The organism is Mesobacillus jeotgali (assembly GCF_031759225.1).
Lineage (GTDB): Bacteria > Bacillota > Bacilli > Bacillales > Cytobacillaceae > Mesobacillus > Mesobacillus jeotgali_B.
In genome coordinates this window covers 2,619,035-2,635,054 of record NZ_CP134494.1, presented here as the reverse complement: position 1 = coordinate 2,635,054, position 16,020 = coordinate 2,619,035, and the positions used below count along the sequence as shown (strand labels likewise).

Genomic DNA, 16,020 nt, shown 5'->3' with positions numbered 1-16,020 from the left:
TAAATACGAAATGAGCCTAGAAAAGAGGGGGAAAAACATGATTGATCTTAGAAGCGATACCGTCACAAAACCAACAGAAGAAATGCGCAAAGCCATGTACATAGCTGATGTGGGGGATGATGTTTATGGAGAGGATCCAACAGTCAGGGAATTGGAAGAAACGGCAGCCGAAATACTAGGTAAGGAAGCTGCTTTGTTTGTGACAAGCGGGACACAGGGCAATCAAATTGCTGTACTGACGCATTGCCGGCCAGGACAAGAATTATTATTAGAGGAAGAATCCCATATTTTTTATTATGAATCAGGGGCTGTCGCTGCACTTGCCGGAGTACAGACGAGGACCATACCTGGGCAGAGGGGAGCAATGGACCCACAGGATGTTTTAAACGCGATAAGAACGGAAGATATTCATTTCCCAGAAACTGGATTGATTTGTTTGGAAAATACTCACAACCGTGCAGGTGGAGCAGTCGTACCGGTTGAAAATATGAAATCGATCTATAATATTGCCCAGGCAAATAGAGTACCTGTTCATCTTGACGGTGCCAGATTGTTCAATGCCGCGGCTGCTGCAGGTGTGGATGTGAAGGAATTTGCTAAAAACACAGATACAGTCCAGATTTGTCTTTCAAAGGGACTTGGAGCTCCAGTCGGCTCCATCATTGCCGGTGATGCTGAATTTATCACGACAGCCCGCAAATGGAGAAAGCGCCTAGGGGGCGGCATGAGACAAGCTGGGGTCATTGCGGCACCAGGTTTAATTGCCCTGACAAAAATGAAAGACAGATTGGGAGAAGACCAATGGAATGCAAGGATATTGGCTGAAGCAATTGAGGCAATTCCAGGTATGAAGCTTGCCCGCCAGCCGGAAACGAATATTATTGTTGCGGATGTAGAAGGTCTAAACATGACTTCCGATATTTTTGTCGAAAGACTCCGCGCTGAAGGGATCATCTCCGGTACCTTTGGCCCTACTTTTGTTCGTTTTGTAACTCATTATGATGTAAATGAAGATCAAATTCAGAAGGCAATCGAAGCGATAGCCAAGGTTGCCAGACAATAAAGCAAAAGCTGGATGGTCACATCCAGCTTTTTTTATAGGAACGAAACCTGGATGTTTATAGAGACCTACAGCCTTGTTATAAACCAGGCATAACCATAATAGATATACAGGAGGAATTCTTTATCTACTTTTAAAGTTGAGACTCTAAAAAAGGTAAGAAATCCTAAATAAGTGATCATCCGTTTCTACTATTAACGTAGTAAATTTGAATGGCAACTACTAGAAATGTATAATTGTACTATGTCTCAAAAGGAAATAGGGGGAAATGAATAATGTATATCGTTCATTCAACTGTAGAAATACCAGAGGGCAAGGTAGATGAGGTGATAGGAATCTATCAAAAAAGATCCCGGCTGGTAGATGAATATGAAGGATTCATTTCCTTTAATTTGCTTCAAAACGAACAAAAACCTTCAGAGTTGACCGTCCAAATCTGCTGGGAATCGAAGGAAAATTATATAAAATATATTACGAGTGACGCATATAAGAAAGTTCATGAACTTGAAAAGAATTATCCCGATCAGGAACTTGCTTCCATACGGCCTACTGTTGGACGATACCAGGTGGTAGCACAATGAATCAGACATTAATCAATTCAATTATAGAAGAGGTTACCGACGGGATTTACAAGGATTATCCTATCCTGCTCGAAAAATATGGAGAACGCGGACGTCAAAAATGCAAAGAGGACAATGAACATCATATTAAGTATCTTCAAACAGCGGCTAGCATGGATGAGGAAAAATACTTCATTGATTATGCCCATTGGTTAAATGGGATACTGACTTCAAGAGGGATGAGGACAGAGCATCTTATAGACAATTTTAATAGGTTGATCGGTGCTTTTGAAAAAACAAATGATAATCAATCTGCAAGAGCATTTATTAATATGCTTGAACGCGCGAATGCTTCATTATCAGAAAATGCAATATTAAATGATTGAGGTGAGGTGACATGGACAAGGCAATAGAGCTTTCTCATTTTTTACTTGAAGGTGATCAGGATGCCTCCTGGGAACTGTTAGAAGCCGAGAGAAAGGCTTCGAAAGACAGTTTATATATTTACGAAAACATCATTACGGCCGCAATGAGGCACATCGGCCATTTATGGGAGACTAATAGAATCACTGTTGCCGATGAACATTTGGCAACTTCGACATGTGATTATATATTGGCTCGATACAGCTGGCAAAAGGGCAGGGACATGCAAATTTCCTTAATTGGGAAAAAAGCGATGTTTCTTTGTGTTGAGAATGAACAGCATTATCTTGGACTGAAAATGGCTAGCCAGTTGTTCAGTGAATATGGTTGGGAAACAAAGTTTCATGGGCCTAACCTTCCACTGGAATATATTAAAAAGGCCGCCGTGGAATGGAAGCCGGATGCAATATGTCTCTCTTTTTCGATTCTTTACCATGCGGAACAGCTTCGCCCTTATATTAAAGAGCTAGAGGAACTGCCAAACCGTCCAGCTGTGATTGTAGGCGGGCGACTGCTAAGTCAATATGAATTTGACCGTTATGGGTCGGAACAGACACTTTTCCTTAAAAATCTGGAAGAAGTAAATGATTGGCTGGATCGTCACCAGCATGGAGTGAACTCAAATGTCGGATCTTAAATTTTCACCGCAGCCTTACTTTTTATTAGATAGTGACTATAATATATTAGAATTTTCTCAAATCAGCTCGGAAACTTTTAGTATAGGAGATAAGTTTCTTGATTTGGTGGATTGGGAAAGCCATGCCAAGACGAAGTCTATATTGGGAAATAAAACAGGCAGGGCGGAAGGTGAATTGATCATGAAAACCAAAGAATCGCCCTACGCCCTTTTTGATATTAGTGTAAACTGGAACGAAAGTAAGGGCCATGTCATTTGTATTGAAAAAGACCACCGGCTTATGGAGTTAGAAGGTATTGTTGAAAAACATCGTAAACGGCTGGCAGATACGAATATTGAGCTTCTTGAAAAAAAAGAGTTGGTCGAAAAGACCCTTTTCGAGATAAAAAGTTTGTCATGCCCATTCATCAGATTAACCAAAAGTGCAGCATTGGTGCCGCTTTTTGGGAATTTAGATCATGAACTGATCTTTCAAAATGAACAGAGGGTATTGGAGAAAGCGCAAGAAGGTGGATATCAGGAAGTACTTTTCGATTTTAATGGGGTTGGAGAGTTTACAATTGAAGGAGTAGAAGCTTTTGTAGCACTGGTTAAGGAACTGCAGATGATGGGGCTTCAGCCATTGATTATTGGTATTAAGCCGAATCATGCCTTTTACCTTAATAATTCAAAGACAGTCCCTGATGTTCCTTATTTAAATAGTCTAAGCAAAGCGTTTAAAAGATCAATCTAGATTAGACACTTCGATAATTTTTATCGAAGTGTTTTTTTGTTCTTGAAAAAGAGATATTTATGGCCATAACTTTAGTGTCCTTTTAGCAATTAATCCTATTTAAGCAGTGGTTTCCCAATATTTAAGAATGGGGATTTTCCATTTTTTATATTGGCTCACCATGTCATTGGTACCATGTTATTTTAAAATCTATATAAGGAAGAAACCAGTTCTTAAAGAATTTTAGTACCAGTCTGAACACGTTTTTGAATTGGAAAATAAATTGGTAAAAGACTTCCAAATACAAACTGACATCCATATCATATATACATTTTTCCCAATCAAATAGGCTTAGTTATCTGTTGATATTGGCTGAAAATTTAAAATATACTTATCTCTGCAGCCGGCCAGCTGAAAAATTTGCAAGGGTGAGAGGAGCAAAAGAATGAAAAAGAAGAGAATACTTGGATCTGCAGTACTTAGTTTAGCAATGGGAGTTTCGTTGTTTGCGACAGGGGCTTTTGGTGCAGGAGTGCAAGAAAGCCAGGATACTTACCGAGTTTTAATTAAAGGTCCGAGTGCTGAAAAAGCAAAAGTAAAAGAACAGTATGGCAAGCGCTGGGATTTTGGTAATCAAGGATTTACGGCCGAGGTAAATAGCAAGCAATATCAAGCGTTGTTAAAGAATAAAAATATCGAAGTTTCACAGGTAGGGATCCATTCAATTGATGCTCGTGTTGAAAGAAACAGCAAAGGAAAAGGTAAGGGTGAGTACACTGCCCAGGCATCTTATCCATCTGACCAGACTCCTTGGGGCATCCAAGCGATCTATAATGATAATTACATCCAATCCACAAGCGGAGGAAACGGAATCAAGGTAGCTGTCCTGGATACAGGTATCAACCGCAACCACATTGACTTGACGGACAATGTTGAACAATGTAAGGATTTCACCCAATCGTCATCTTCCATGGTCAATGGAACATGTACTGACCGCCAGGGACATGGCACACATGTTGCCGGTACAGCTGTCGCCAATGGTGGATACGATGGAGCAGGAGTGTATGGAGTGGCGCCGGAAGCAGAACTTTGGGGCTATAAGGTATTAGGAGATAATGGTTCAGGATACTCAGATGACATTGCAGGGGCAATCCGCCATGCTGCAGACGAGGGTGTGCGCACAGGAACTAAAGTCGTCATCTCGATGTCATTAGGATCTAGCGGCAAGGATTCCATGATTGCAAGTGCTGTTGACTATGCATATAGCAAAGGCGCACTAGTTGTTGCCGCAGCAGGCAATAGTGGACCAAGTGCCAACACGATTGGATATCCGGGTGCTCTAACAAATGCAATCGCGGTTGCGTCACTCGATAATGCATTCGTTAATGGTACACATAAGGTTTCTGACTTTTCTTCTCGTGGCAACCCAAATACGGATGGTGATTATTACATCCAGGAAAAGGATGTTGAAGTTGCAGCCCCAGGCGGCGGAATCTATTCAACAGCTGTAGATGGAAACTACACAACTATGAGCGGTACATCAATGGCAACGCCACATATTTCCGGTCTTGCAGCTAAATTATGGTCTTCGAATAAGTCTTGGAGCAATTCACAGCTTCGTTCTGAAATCCAAAGGCGTGCGAAGCTATATGACATCAAAGGCGGAACAGGAGCAGCTACAGGCGATGACTACGCGTCTGGATTCGGTTTCCCACGTGTAAGATAATATTAATTGAAAGTGTCACAAACATATATCTCTGCCAGCCATTCGGGTTGTTTGATCCGGGTGGCTTTATTTCATGAATTGATGTAATATATGAAGAAACAATTTATAAAATATAGAATTTTTAAAAAAATAGTACTTTAGAACTGTTTAAATTGTTGGAAAAGATGGTAGATTAAAATAAAAAAGGAAGGTGAATATATGCAGTTTGGACCACTCATAAAATTTTATAGGATTCAACAAGGTCTGACACAAAAGGAACTGGCAAATGGCATATGTTCAGTTCCCCATTTAAGCAAGATCGAAAGCAATTCTAAAGAAGCCAACCAAGAAACAATGGGGCTGTTACTTGAAAGACTTGGTGTAAACCTTGCTTCCATTACGGAAAATGAAGATCAAATCAAGCAACTGGTAAGCGAACTGAATGAGAAAATTGACTACATACAAGAGGATGAAGCAGAAGTTGTAAGCGAAAAGTTGAAGGAATTTGAAGGTATAATACCGTTTACTACTAATTTACATAAATATGAGCTTACCAAGTTTAGATATTTGATTTTCAAAGGTTCGTTGACTGAAGCACAAGTGCAATATGAACTTTTGAATAAGCAGAAGAAAATATTTTCCCAACCTCAGATGGCTTTATTTTCCTATCTTTATGCTGTAATGTTATTAAAGAAGAGAATTTATAAAAAAGCTGATGTAATTTTAGATAATATCGGCAGAGGATCTAAGTTTGATATATCTGATGGAGAATTACTATATCATCGTGCTCTTGCAAAGACCTCGCTTGAAGATCTGGGGTATGCAATTTATTACGGAAAGATGGCTTTGCAAGAATTTGTGAAGGAACATAATTTTAAACGGATCCTTCATGTGTTGATGTTACTTGGTATTAATTATACAAATTCAAAGATCTATGAAGAAGCTCAGGACTGCTACAAACATCTCATTAGAAATGCCGAGATTTTAAAAGAAGTTAAGCTTTTACCAGAAATATATCACAATATGGGTTATCTCCAGAAAAAACTGAAAAATTATCAAGACGCTATCTTCTTTTTTGAAAAGAGTTTATCTCTACAAAATAAAGAAACTCAACATTATTTGATCACATTATATACAATTGGAGAGATCAATTACGAACTGAAAAACGAAGATAAGGCAAGAGAATCGTTTCAGGAAGTTTACGAGTTGTCGAAACACCCTGAAAACCGTAAATATAGGGTTCTAGCAAATTATTATTTAATGACTCTGGAAGCACCTGAAAAGTCGCTTGCCTATACAGAATCTAAAGTTATACCTTTTCTCGAAGAAAATGATGGCAAGAGTGAAGAATTAATTTGGTTTTACAAAATGCTATCAAACCACTATCAAAAGATAGGTCGGTTTGATCAAGCAGTAAAATATATTGAAAAAATTAATTAAATGGAGGAATGGAAAAATGAAAAAGAAGTTAACTGCTTTAATGACAAGTGCAATGGCTTTAGGTGTTTTAGTAGCTGGTATGCCGCCAATCCTGCCTCCAGTTTAATAAAGTTAGAAAAAAGGCCATCATATGGCCTTTTTGTTTTTTATACGCAAAAACTTGGGAAAGTTTTCATGATGTTAAATTACCCCCAGAACCCTCATATAATAAACGAACTATTTGTACGAAGCAGGACATATTACCTGTCCAGTGAAAACATGAGGAGGTTCGGTATGGGAACAATTAGCATGGATATTGACGAGCTATTGGAAGAGACATCGGATACTGCTGAGCATGATTTGAGTTTTGCGCTGAACCAAATTGAAATTGACACTTTACTTGAAATTACCCGCCATTGGTAGAAAATATCAATCCGTTCCAGGATACTCTGGAGCGGATTTTTTATATTATTGGAAATACAAGAACGTATGTACTATAATTAGTTATAAACATTTCTCTAATTGGGCCAGGTGAGTGGATGCAAAATGTTGTGAAGATACCAGTAAGAACATTGGCTGAGTATGTTTATAAAAGCGGGAGTATCGTATCAGGGTTCAGCTCAACTTCCTCTTTTACCGAAGGCTCTCGAATTCATCGTGAAGTCCAAAAAACATATAAAGAACAAGATCAAAGCGAGGTTTTTTTAAAGACTGAAATTGAATATGAGAATTTGCTTTTTATAATTGAAGGGCGTTGTGATGGCCTTCTGGAATATGATGGCCGCATTACGATTGATGAAATTAAATCAACCTCACTAAGCCTGGAAATGATCAATGAAGATAGTAATCTTGCTCACTGGGCCCAGGCAGAATGCTATGCCTATATGTACTTGCAGGATCATGGGCTGGACTGTATCGATATCCAGCTTACCTATGTACAGAAATCCTCAGGTGAAATGAAAAGGTTCCTTAAAACTAGGACATATGAAGAAATAAAGGAATCAATGGTATACATGCTATCGATATATGCTCCCTATGCAAAATTGCGGTTAGAACATAAATTGATAAGGAATCAAAGCATTAAAGAATTGGCCTTTCCATTTGCCCAATATCGGAAAGGGCAGCGGCAGCTAGCTGGTTCGGTATACAAAACAATCCTTGAAAAAAAGACCTTGTATGCAAGTGCTCCAACTGGTATTGGGAAGACTATTTCTACAATTTTCCCTGCGATTAAAGCAATCGGTGAAAATCATTTGGGAAAGATTTTCTACCTGACTGCCAAGACAACGACCAGACAAACAGCAGAGGAAGCTTTTAGTCAATTGTTTGCCGGCGGCCTTAAAATGAATGTAGTGACTATAACGGCAAAGGACAAAGTTTGCTTTACTGAGCAGGGGATATGCAGTAAAGAGCACTGTGAGTTTGCGGACGGTTATTATGACAAAATCAATGACGCTGTACTCGATATCTTGCAAAATGAAAACTCTTTTAATCGACAGTGCATTGAACAATATGCATTTAAACATAAGATTTGCCCTTTTGAATTTTCACTTGATCTTGCCTATGCAGCTGATACAGTCATTTGTGATTATAATTATATATTCGATCCAAAAGTTTCCTTAAAACGCTTATTTGATGAACAAAAAAAAGATACTGTCCTCCTTGTTGATGAAGCTCACAACCTGGTTGACAGGGGAAGGGATATGTATTCATCGACTCTGGAAAAGGCACCATTTTTACAGCTAAAGAGAGAGTTTAAGGGGAAAAACGAAAACATACATAGGGTATCCAAGTTAATTAACGACTATTTTATCAAGGTGAAAAAGCAGGCAGAACCTTCAAAAAAAATAGAATTTGAAGAGCCTCTTGGGGAATTCAATCAGTTGGTATTGGAGTTTATCGAACTGGCTGAACAGGAGCTGCTTAGCGAAAAATCAGAAAATCAAGAATTGTTGCTTGACACCTATTTTGCAGCGCAGAATTGGCAAAGAATCAGCAAGCTATATGATGAACGGTTCATTCTATATGCAGAGGTACAAGGGAATGAAGTGAAAATAAAGCAATTTTGCCTTGATCCTTCTTATCTAATCAATCATGCAGGTAATAGTTTCAAGGCGCGTGTTTTCTTTTCTGCCACTTTGAGTCCTATTGGATATTACCGTGATATGTTAGGGGGAGAGGAAGATGATTATGTTGTCAGAATTCCTTCCCCATTTTCCCAAGAACAGAACCAGGTAATGATCCAGCCTTTATCAACCAGATTTAAAGATAGAGAAAAATCTGTAAAACCGATAGTTAAAACTCTAGTCGAAACCATTCAGACAAAGCCAGGCAACTACCTGATCTTCTTTCCGTCCTATCTCTATCTGAATTCGGTGTTGGAAGAATGGAATCTCGGCGATCATGGGATACCGACGATTGTACAGGGTTCAGGAATGGGAGATGCCGATCGTGAAGCGTATCTGGAATCCTTCAAACCAGGCGGATCAGATTCACTGGTAGGTTTCGCTGTCTTGGGAGGGATTTTTTCAGAAGGTGTTGATTTAAAGGGTGACCGACTGAATGGGGTGTTGATTGTGGGGGTTGGCCTGCCTCAAATCGGCTTCGAGAGGGATTTGATCAAACGGCATTTTTCTTTTACAAGTAAAAATGGATATGATTACGCCTATGTTTATCCCGGAATGAACAAAGTCCTTCAAGCTGGAGGCAGACTGATTCGTTCCGAAAAGGATACGGGAATAATTATACTGATTGATGATCGTTATTTACAGCCTCAATATCAGTTTCTGATGCCGGAATTATGGAAAAGTTATACTATTAAATAGACAAACATCCTGCTTTTTAGAGGATGTTTTTATTTTATTTTATTTTTTTTGATATATCGAAAGCCAAACCGGCACAACTTCCGTCTAATGAATAAGAACGGAATAAGGAGGTGCACCTATTGCTGCCATTGATTAAAAAAGCACAAAGGGGAAATGACAAAGCATTTCTTGAGCTTTTCCAGCAATATGAGCAGGATCTATACAGAATGGCATTTATATATGTGAAAAACCAGAGTGACGCATTGGATGTTGTACAGGAAACAGCTTACAAGTCATTCAAATCTATTAAAGAACTGAAGGAGCCTAAATACTTTAAATCATGGCTGATCAGAATAGCCATCAGCTGTTCACTCGACATTTTAAGAAAGCGGAAAAAGGTTGTTCCATTGAAACCTGATTTTGAGGAATTTATTTCAGAAGCAGTTGAGGCGGATTTGACTTCCGAAATTACGTTAAGAGAATTGATTGAAGAGTTGCGGGAGGAAGAAAAAAGTGTAATCCTGCTGAGATTTTATCAAGGAATGACTTTGAAAGAGGTTTCTGAGACATTGAATATCCCGCTAGGCACAGCAAAGACAATATTGTACCGGGGGTTGGCAAAGCTTCGCAAAAATTTGAAGGGAGATGACGCAATTGAGCAATAGAATCCAAACGGAAATGAGCAAAATCGAAATACCGAATGAATTGAGTGAGCGAAGCAAATTAGGGATTGGAAAGGCAAAATCTGAGATGGGAAAAAACAATAAAAAGAAATGGCTCGCCTTTGCAGCACCTGGTCTTGCTGCGATCATTGCTTTAGGAATTGCAGGTCCTGGATTGCTATCCAATCAGCCTCCAGAAAATCCCGTCATTCAAACTGTACAAACCAGTCACGCTTTTGATGTTACTGACCCAAAAAGACTTGTCGGATGGGCAGACAATGTATTCATTGGAAAGGTGGAAGGACAGTCTGGAACATACGACGAAGATGGAATGGTTGAAACACAGTTCCAAGTGCAAGTTTCAGAGAATATTAAAGGTGAATTGCATGGAGGGATAACAGTCAACCAGCAAGGGGGCTATGAAGGCAAGAACCTGATCCTGATGGAAAATGACCAGCTGCTCAAAGAAGGAGAAAGCTACTTATTTATATCCAGAAAGAATGAAGAAAAGAACTGGCATACAGTAGTTCCGGTTTACGGAGATATCCTTATTAAAAGTGAAGAACATAAAGCAGAACTCCTAAACAAATATTATCAGGCATATCAGGAAGAAATTCCATTTGAGTAAGGTTAAAAGACCAAGATAGTGGTCTTTTAACCTTTTCTGAAGAAAGCACGAATAGTTTCTTTCATTCTCTCTTTATTCATACTAAATTGCTGCAGGCGATGGCCATTTGCCCCTGAAGGATGTGGAAAGCCTAATAAAATGTTTTCCTCTTTAATTACGCCTTCTCGAATATACCGGGATAAAACCTCTTCTACTCCTTTTCCAAGCGGGATGATTAAAGCGTTTTGAAGTTGTGCTGCCTGGGGTTTAAAGTATGTCTCAAGAAACAGAGTCAATAATTCATTCTTTAGGATTTTCGGGCTATGGCCAGTATAGTTTTTACCATTAATAAATACGGCATAAGGGATCAGAGAGGTAGTGTGGAGCAAAAAATCCTTATCACTAAAAAGCTCCTCAGAGCTCCCCAAGTGCAACACTCTGTTCAAGTCTAAATCGTCGAGCATTTGAATGATGTTTCTTCGAATTATCCCAAAAAACCTGGCCTCTCTCTTACAGATATATGCTGACTCATCAAATGAAAGGTTTTCCTCGAGACATTTTCGTGCTACGGCAATCGATTTATTCATTTGCTGAAATCCGGGTGTAATGCCTATTATGAACACCTTTGCCTCTTTATTGATATATTCATTATGAGTACAATAGTAGATTTCAATGTCACTTTCCTTAGCCAACAGGAAGTCTGGAATCAGTAATTCGTCTCGAGTATAACTCTCTTTCAAAGGGAGATATCCGACTTTCTTGCTGTATTTCTTCAGTCCGATCATCTTTAACCTCATTTCATTCCAAGTTAATTATATTGGTTGTTCCTATCTTAAACTTCGTCTGATTAAAAATTTTTCTATACCAGCTGTGATGTCTGTATGGTTTCTTCTTTTATTTTTCACATATCCTTGAGGAATAAAACAAGGTTTCCATTGCAATTGAATTTGGGAAACTGATCTTCGGCAATTACGTTCACCGTATTTTTTTAATAAAAAAAGTATTGACTCTAACACTGCGTCATAGTTTACGATTTAAATGTGGAGGTGATCGAGGTATGTACAAAGTAAAAGAAGTTGCAGAGTTTACGGGAGTGAGTATACGTACACTGCATCATTATGATCGGATAGGGTTACTTACACCAGAAGCGGTGTCCACTGCAGGGTATCGACTGTATTCAGAAGAAAATCTTGAGCGCCTTCAGCAGATTTTGGTTTTCAAAGAAATGGATCTCTCTCTTCATGAAATTAAGGAGATCATTGATCGGCCGGAATTTAACCGCAAGGAAAATTTAATAAAGCATAAAAAATTACTAATAGCTAAGAAGAAGCGGTTAGAAGAGATGATCATCACGGTGGAACGGACGATTCATTCAATTGAAGGAGGTTATCATATGGCAGAAAAGGATATGTTCCAAGGATTTGATATGAAGGAAATAAAAGAACATCAGAAGAAATATAGTGAGGAAGCGAAAGAGCGGTACGGAAAAGAGGCCGTCGAAAAAGTTGAGAAGAAGACTGCTGGGTATACAGCTGATGATTGGGGGAACATCCAAAGTAAAACCGATGAAATCTATCGGCGGCTTATTGCCGGGATGGACCAGGGACCGGAAGCTCCGGAAGTTCAGCAGGCAGTAGCAGATTGGCGCCAGTTTATCACTGATCATTATTATGAATGCACACTGGAAATCTATCGAGGGCTGGGTAATTTATATGTGGATGACCCACGGTTCACAAAGAATATAGATAAATACCAGCTAGGGCTGGCAGCTTTCTTTAAGGAAGCGATACACGTTTATTGTGATCAGCAAGAAAAGTAACCGAATAGTCACCGATAAAAACAGTCAATTCAGGCTGTTTTTTGGTTTCTATAATGAAACATATCTCTATTTCCTACGTATTATTGATAGCCAGATGTACACACCATGTTTCAAGATTCAATAAAAAGTGAAAGTGGTTAATACTAGTCAGAAGGAGGGTTTTCATGAAGAAGTTTTTTAAAAGAATCAGACTTGTATTTAAGGTGCATAAATTTTTACCCTTTTTAATAGAGTTCTTTACTTCGAGGTTGGTACCATTAAAGCAAAAATTCGTTTCAGCTGGTTTGATCATCGGCTACTTTCTCTTGCCATTTGACATCATTCCTGACTTTTTCACATTAATCGGAGTCGTTGATGACGTAGGTGTCCTGCTTATTATTTTCCAACAGATCATAAAAATGGCTCCAGGTGAGTTAAAGGAAAAACACAAATTGGAATAAAGGGCGATCCGGTATGTAAGTCTATAGTAATGGGTTGGCTCCTTAAATTTTTATATAAGGCATGAGTTTTGATATAATACGAAATAGAGAATCTTGCATCTTGTTACTAATTCAATTTGGTGCATTTCGAGACGGGGGGAAGCTTGGTGCACAGAAATCAATATCTATATGAATACCTTAAAGAAAACAGCAATAATATGACTGAAGAATGGTATGGAAATATCGATAAGCTAAATACTGCCGGTGTATATGCATCTAATGACCCTGGGGTGATCAGGGCGTTAAAAAAACAAAATCATGATTTTCATTTGCATTTTATTGAGTTATTCAATAAAGGGGAACAAGAATTTTTTCAGGATTTCGAGCCATGGATCATCGAGATCGCAAGTGATTTTGAACATATCAATACGCCTATTCAATACGTGATCAGGGAATTTAAAAACGTAAGGAATCAGTATTTTGAATATATCCGTAGGTTTGTTCAGATGAACCCGGGGATCACAAGGGGAGAAGTCGATTTATGGTATGATGTCATCCTTAAAGAAATGGACGAAGTCATTTTACGTTTCGTCGAGGCTACATATAGATACTCTCAAAACGTATTGAAAGCCCAGCAGGAGACAATCAATGAATTAAGTGCTCCAGTTATTTCATTAAGCAATCATCAAGGTTTGCTGCCTCTTATTGGAGATATTGATACGTCAAGGGCGAAAATGATACTCGAAAATACACTTAGACAATGCGCTAAAAGGGATATTCATCACCTTTTTGTCGATTTATCAGGCGTTGTAATGATTGACACTATGGTTGCACATCAAATATTCCAGTTATTGAATGCGCTGAAATTAATTGGCGTAAAGACGACGCTTTCGGGCATAAGACCTGAAATTGCCCAGACAGCCGTCCAGCTTGGACTTTCTTTCAAAGATAATGAAATAAGAACAAATCTGGCCCAGGCTCTAGAACAAAAATAAAAAGGCTTTCCGCAGAAAGCCTTTTTATTTTGTATAGGAAATTATAAAAGTATCTTGTGAGGATAACTCCATATGGGTGTCTTAATCCAGCTCCAGCGCCTAGCCCCTCGAGTCGCTTGTCTAGTTTCGCCTCCTAGAAACTCCGAAACTTCAACTCCGCCGGCAGAAGCAAAAAACGCTTCTTTGTCGGAGTCTCCAGTTTCTGCGTTTCTGGGCAGTCGGCTACACATTTCGATTTCGGTCCTGCCAATGAAGTCAAAGAACGACTTCACTGTCAGGCCCTCCAGCGCTTGTCGGGGCTGGACAAGGCGCTAGCGCTTTTTGTCCTTACGCCATTAAATATTGATCTTCACGAAAACCCGTCTTATCCTGGACAATTTCATCCACTTCTGAACCTTCTAGCGTTTCTTTCTTTAGCAATTCTTCTACGAGTACATCAAATTGTTGTCTGTGTGCATTTATGATCATCTCAGATTTTTCTAGGGCGTCATCGAAAAGCTCCTGCATCTTTGTTTCTTTCAAGCCTTTGCTGAATGTTAGAGAGAAACCTTCCTGCAGCAAGCCGGTGTCAACCATTTGCTCTATAATCTGTTTAGCCTGCTGGACATCACCACTTACTCCGATGCTGTGTTCACCGAGAATCATCCTCTCGGCTACACCGCCAGCAAGAATCATTGCGATACGGTCAATTAAGTCGCTATGAGTCGACAATTGTAGTTCTTTTGGAATCGGAGCCACATATCCCAGGGCTTGCCCTCTAGGTATGATTGTTGCTTTTCTTACAGAACCAGGTTTAGTGACTGCCGATACGAGTGCGTGTCCCGCCTCATGGATGGCAACCCTCCGCTTCGTATCTGCATCCTGAAGAGTACGGGAAGTACTTCCGAGGATGGTCCGATCAAGAGAGTAGTCGATATCACTCTTTGAAATGAAGTCCTGTCCGTTCCTTAACGCTCGTCTGCTCGCCGTTTCAAACAATGAGTGCAGCTCTGCGCCTGAGAATCCAGAAGTACTTTCAGCCAGGGCATCCAGTGATGCTGCAACATCGTTAGCAAGGTTCTTTCCTTTTATATGGATATTAATGATTTCTCTTCTGCCTTTCGTATCCGGAAGGGGGACATTGAATGAGAAATCGATACGGCCAGGACGAAGGAATGCATCATCCAGCATGTCTTTTCTGTTTGTAGCCGCAATGAAAAGGATTCCATCGTTAGAATGTCCACCGTCAAGCTGGACAAGCAGTTCTGTAAGTGTCTTTTCCCCTTCTTCACCGCCATGTGGCTTACGCTTGCCGGCAAGGGCATCGACTTCATCGATGAAAATGACAGCCGGCCCTTGCTTCCGTGCACTTTGGAATAAGCTTCGGACGCGTGAGGCACCAACACCGATGAACATTTCATTGAATGCAGATCCGCTGGCAGAGAAAAAGTTGGCGTTCAATTCACGAGCAATAGCTTGAGCAAGCAAGGTTTTACCTGTGCCTGGAGGTCCATACAACAAAATGCCCTTAGGCGGCTTAATACCCATCTTTGCTGATTTTTCAGGATTTTTCAAGATTGAGAGAGTCTGGAAGATTTCTTCCTTCATTTCGTCTTGCAATCCACCAACATCGTCTAATGTAATGGAAGGCAGAGGATTAGGCTTTGATAGACTATTCTTCATTCTATTGCCTGTACCTATACCACCAGTTTTCTTTTGAATGACAAACGCAGTGCCTAGCAATAGCAATAAAACTCCGCCGAGGATCCAGGCACCATATTTGCTGTTATTCATATATTCATAATTCACATTATTTTTTTCTACTAATTTATCGACCATTTGGCTGCCGGGAGGAACTTGGGAAACTAATGTAGAATCTTTAGTTTCAAGCACTAAAGTTCCATCCATTTTTTCAGTAAGGGTTGCTTCGCTGCCATTAAGGCCTTCTATCGTCTTGACAAGAGAAGAAAAAGGGACAGATACTTTATCATCAGTATTTTGAACTACAAATGTCGCAGCAATCGTAACTATAACCATAAACGCCGCAAAAAGCGGAAGGATCTTAGAAACAAACTTCGGATTAGAATTCATGGTTTCAGCTCCTTATCAATTCTATATACCATTATAAGTAATATACCTATGTTAGTAATGGGTAAATTGTATGACTCGGGCTGGTAAATACATGAAAATAATAGACTAGATGTTTAAAGTGCTTGTAA

At 39.5% G+C, this 16,020-nt stretch carries 16 protein-coding genes; 14 read left to right on the top strand and 2 right to left on the bottom strand.

Translation table 11 applies throughout. The features are described 5' to 3' along the window. The first annotated feature begins 37 nt into the window (after positions 1–37). From ltaE to RH061_RS13100, 11 genes are all read left to right on the top strand, one after another. A complete protein-coding gene (gene ltaE, locus RH061_RS13150) occupies positions 38–1,063 on the top strand; it encodes a low-specificity L-threonine aldolase (protein WP_311070780.1) in 1,026 nt (341 codons plus the stop codon). Positions 1,064–1,335: 272 nt separating this feature from the next. Then, a complete protein-coding gene (locus RH061_RS13145; RefSeq protein ID WP_311070778.1) occupies positions 1,336–1,641 on the top strand; it encodes an antibiotic biosynthesis monooxygenase family protein in 306 nt (101 codons plus the stop codon). Next, entirely contained in the window at positions 1,638–2,006 is a 369-nt protein-coding gene (locus tag RH061_RS13140) for a hypothetical protein (RefSeq protein WP_311070776.1), read from the top strand. The genes RH061_RS13145 and RH061_RS13140 overlap by 4 nt, the downstream gene beginning before the upstream one ends. A gap of 11 nt (positions 2,007–2,017) precedes the next feature. Next, positions 2,018–2,680 (top strand): cobalamin B12-binding domain-containing protein, encoded by a 663-nt coding sequence (locus RH061_RS13135; RefSeq protein ID WP_311070774.1) that lies wholly within the window; start codon positions 2,018–2,020, stop codon positions 2,678–2,680. Further along, a complete protein-coding gene (locus RH061_RS13130) occupies positions 2,667–3,413 on the top strand; it encodes an STAS domain-containing protein (RefSeq protein WP_311070772.1) in 747 nt (248 codons plus the stop codon). The genes RH061_RS13135 and RH061_RS13130 overlap by 14 nt, the downstream gene beginning before the upstream one ends. A 424-nt stretch (positions 3,414–3,837) precedes the next feature. Beyond that, the gene (locus tag RH061_RS13125; RefSeq protein ID WP_311070771.1) at positions 3,838–5,118 is read left to right on the top strand and encodes a S8 family peptidase; all 1,281 of its coding nucleotides are present in this window, start codon (positions 3,838–3,840) and stop codon (positions 5,116–5,118) included. 198 nt (positions 5,119–5,316) lie between these two features. Beyond that, positions 5,317–6,537 carry a helix-turn-helix domain-containing protein gene (locus tag RH061_RS13120; protein ID WP_311070770.1) on the top strand — a complete coding sequence of 407 codons (1,221 nt, stop codon included), beginning with the start codon at positions 5,317–5,319 and terminating at the stop codon, positions 6,535–6,537. A 273-nt stretch (positions 6,538–6,810) separates the two neighbouring features. Next, entirely contained in the window at positions 6,811–6,939 is a 129-nt protein-coding gene (locus RH061_RS13115) for a hypothetical protein (protein ID WP_311070768.1), read from the top strand. Between the two features lie 116 nt (positions 6,940–7,055). Further along, entirely contained in the window at positions 7,056–9,341 is a 2,286-nt protein-coding gene (locus RH061_RS13110) for an ATP-dependent DNA helicase (protein ID WP_311070766.1), read from the top strand. A 119-nt stretch (positions 9,342–9,460) separates the two neighbouring features. Next, positions 9,461–9,985, top strand: a complete 525-nt coding sequence (locus tag RH061_RS13105; protein ID WP_311070764.1) for a sigma-70 family RNA polymerase sigma factor — start codon at positions 9,461–9,463, stop codon at positions 9,983–9,985. Next, complete coding sequence (locus RH061_RS13100; RefSeq protein WP_311070762.1) at positions 9,975–10,610, top strand: hypothetical protein; 636 nt, start codon at positions 9,975–9,977, stop codon at positions 10,608–10,610. Before RH061_RS13105 ends, RH061_RS13100 begins: the two co-directional genes overlap by 11 nt. A gap of 26 nt (positions 10,611–10,636) precedes the next feature. Here the strand turns inward: RH061_RS13100 and RH061_RS13095 are convergent, their stop codons facing one another. Beyond that, positions 10,637–11,374 carry a uracil-DNA glycosylase family protein gene (locus tag RH061_RS13095; protein ID WP_396654809.1) on the bottom strand — a complete coding sequence of 246 codons (738 nt, stop codon included), beginning with the start codon at positions 11,372–11,374 and terminating at the stop codon, positions 10,637–10,639. Positions 11,375–11,646: 272 nt separating this feature from the next. Here RH061_RS13095 and RH061_RS13090 point away from each other — a divergent pair, with 272 nt between their 5' ends. The 3 genes from RH061_RS13090 (at position 11,647) to RH061_RS13080 (ending at position 13,822) form a co-directional block, all read left to right on the top strand. Then, positions 11,647–12,408 carry a MerR family transcriptional regulator gene (locus RH061_RS13090; protein ID WP_311070758.1) on the top strand — a complete coding sequence of 254 codons (762 nt, stop codon included), beginning with the start codon at positions 11,647–11,649 and terminating at the stop codon, positions 12,406–12,408. 164 nt (positions 12,409–12,572) lie between these two features. Beyond that, on the top strand, positions 12,573–12,848 hold the full coding sequence (locus tag RH061_RS13085; RefSeq protein ID WP_311070757.1) for a YkvA family protein: 276 nt from the start codon (positions 12,573–12,575) through the stop codon (positions 12,846–12,848). Between the two features lie 146 nt (positions 12,849–12,994). Then, on the top strand, positions 12,995–13,822 hold the full coding sequence (locus RH061_RS13080) for an STAS domain-containing protein (protein ID WP_311070756.1): 828 nt from the start codon (positions 12,995–12,997) through the stop codon (positions 13,820–13,822). A gap of 327 nt (positions 13,823–14,149) precedes the next feature. Here the strand turns inward: RH061_RS13080 and RH061_RS13075 are convergent, their stop codons facing one another. Beyond that, the gene (locus RH061_RS13075) at positions 14,150–15,892 is read right to left on the bottom strand and encodes an AAA family ATPase (RefSeq protein WP_311070755.1); all 1,743 of its coding nucleotides are present in this window, start codon (positions 15,890–15,892) and stop codon (positions 14,150–14,152) included. Between the last annotated feature and the right edge of the window lie 128 nt (positions 15,893–16,020).

Coding starts and splice junctions, on each gene's coding strand:
- ltaE (WP_311070780.1), top strand. CDS start 38: ATGATTGATCTTAGAAGCGATACCGTCACAAAACCAACAGAAGAAATG.
- RH061_RS13115 (WP_311070768.1), top strand. CDS start 6,811: ATGGGAACAATTAGCATGGATATTGACGAGCTATTGGAAGAGACATCG.
- RH061_RS13120 (WP_311070770.1), top strand. CDS start 5,317: ATGCAGTTTGGACCACTCATAAAATTTTATAGGATTCAACAAGGTCTG.
- RH061_RS13130 (WP_311070772.1), top strand. CDS start 2,667: ATGTCGGATCTTAAATTTTCACCGCAGCCTTACTTTTTATTAGATAGT.
- RH061_RS13110 (WP_311070766.1), top strand. CDS start 7,056: ATGCAAAATGTTGTGAAGATACCAGTAAGAACATTGGCTGAGTATGTT.
- RH061_RS13125 (WP_311070771.1), top strand. CDS start 3,838: ATGAAAAAGAAGAGAATACTTGGATCTGCAGTACTTAGTTTAGCAATG.
- RH061_RS13145 (WP_311070778.1), top strand. CDS start 1,336: ATGTATATCGTTCATTCAACTGTAGAAATACCAGAGGGCAAGGTAGAT.
- RH061_RS13085 (WP_311070757.1), top strand. CDS start 12,573: ATGAAGAAGTTTTTTAAAAGAATCAGACTTGTATTTAAGGTGCATAAA.
- RH061_RS13095 (WP_396654809.1), bottom strand. CDS start 11,374: ATGATCGGACTGAAGAAATACAGCAAGAAAGTCGGATATCTCCCTTTG.
- RH061_RS13090 (WP_311070758.1), top strand. CDS start 11,647: ATGTACAAAGTAAAAGAAGTTGCAGAGTTTACGGGAGTGAGTATACGT.
- RH061_RS13135 (WP_311070774.1), top strand. CDS start 2,018: ATGGACAAGGCAATAGAGCTTTCTCATTTTTTACTTGAAGGTGATCAG.
- RH061_RS13075 (WP_311070755.1), bottom strand. CDS start 15,892: ATGAATTCTAATCCGAAGTTTGTTTCTAAGATCCTTCCGCTTTTTGCG.
- RH061_RS13140 (WP_311070776.1), top strand. CDS start 1,638: ATGAATCAGACATTAATCAATTCAATTATAGAAGAGGTTACCGACGGG.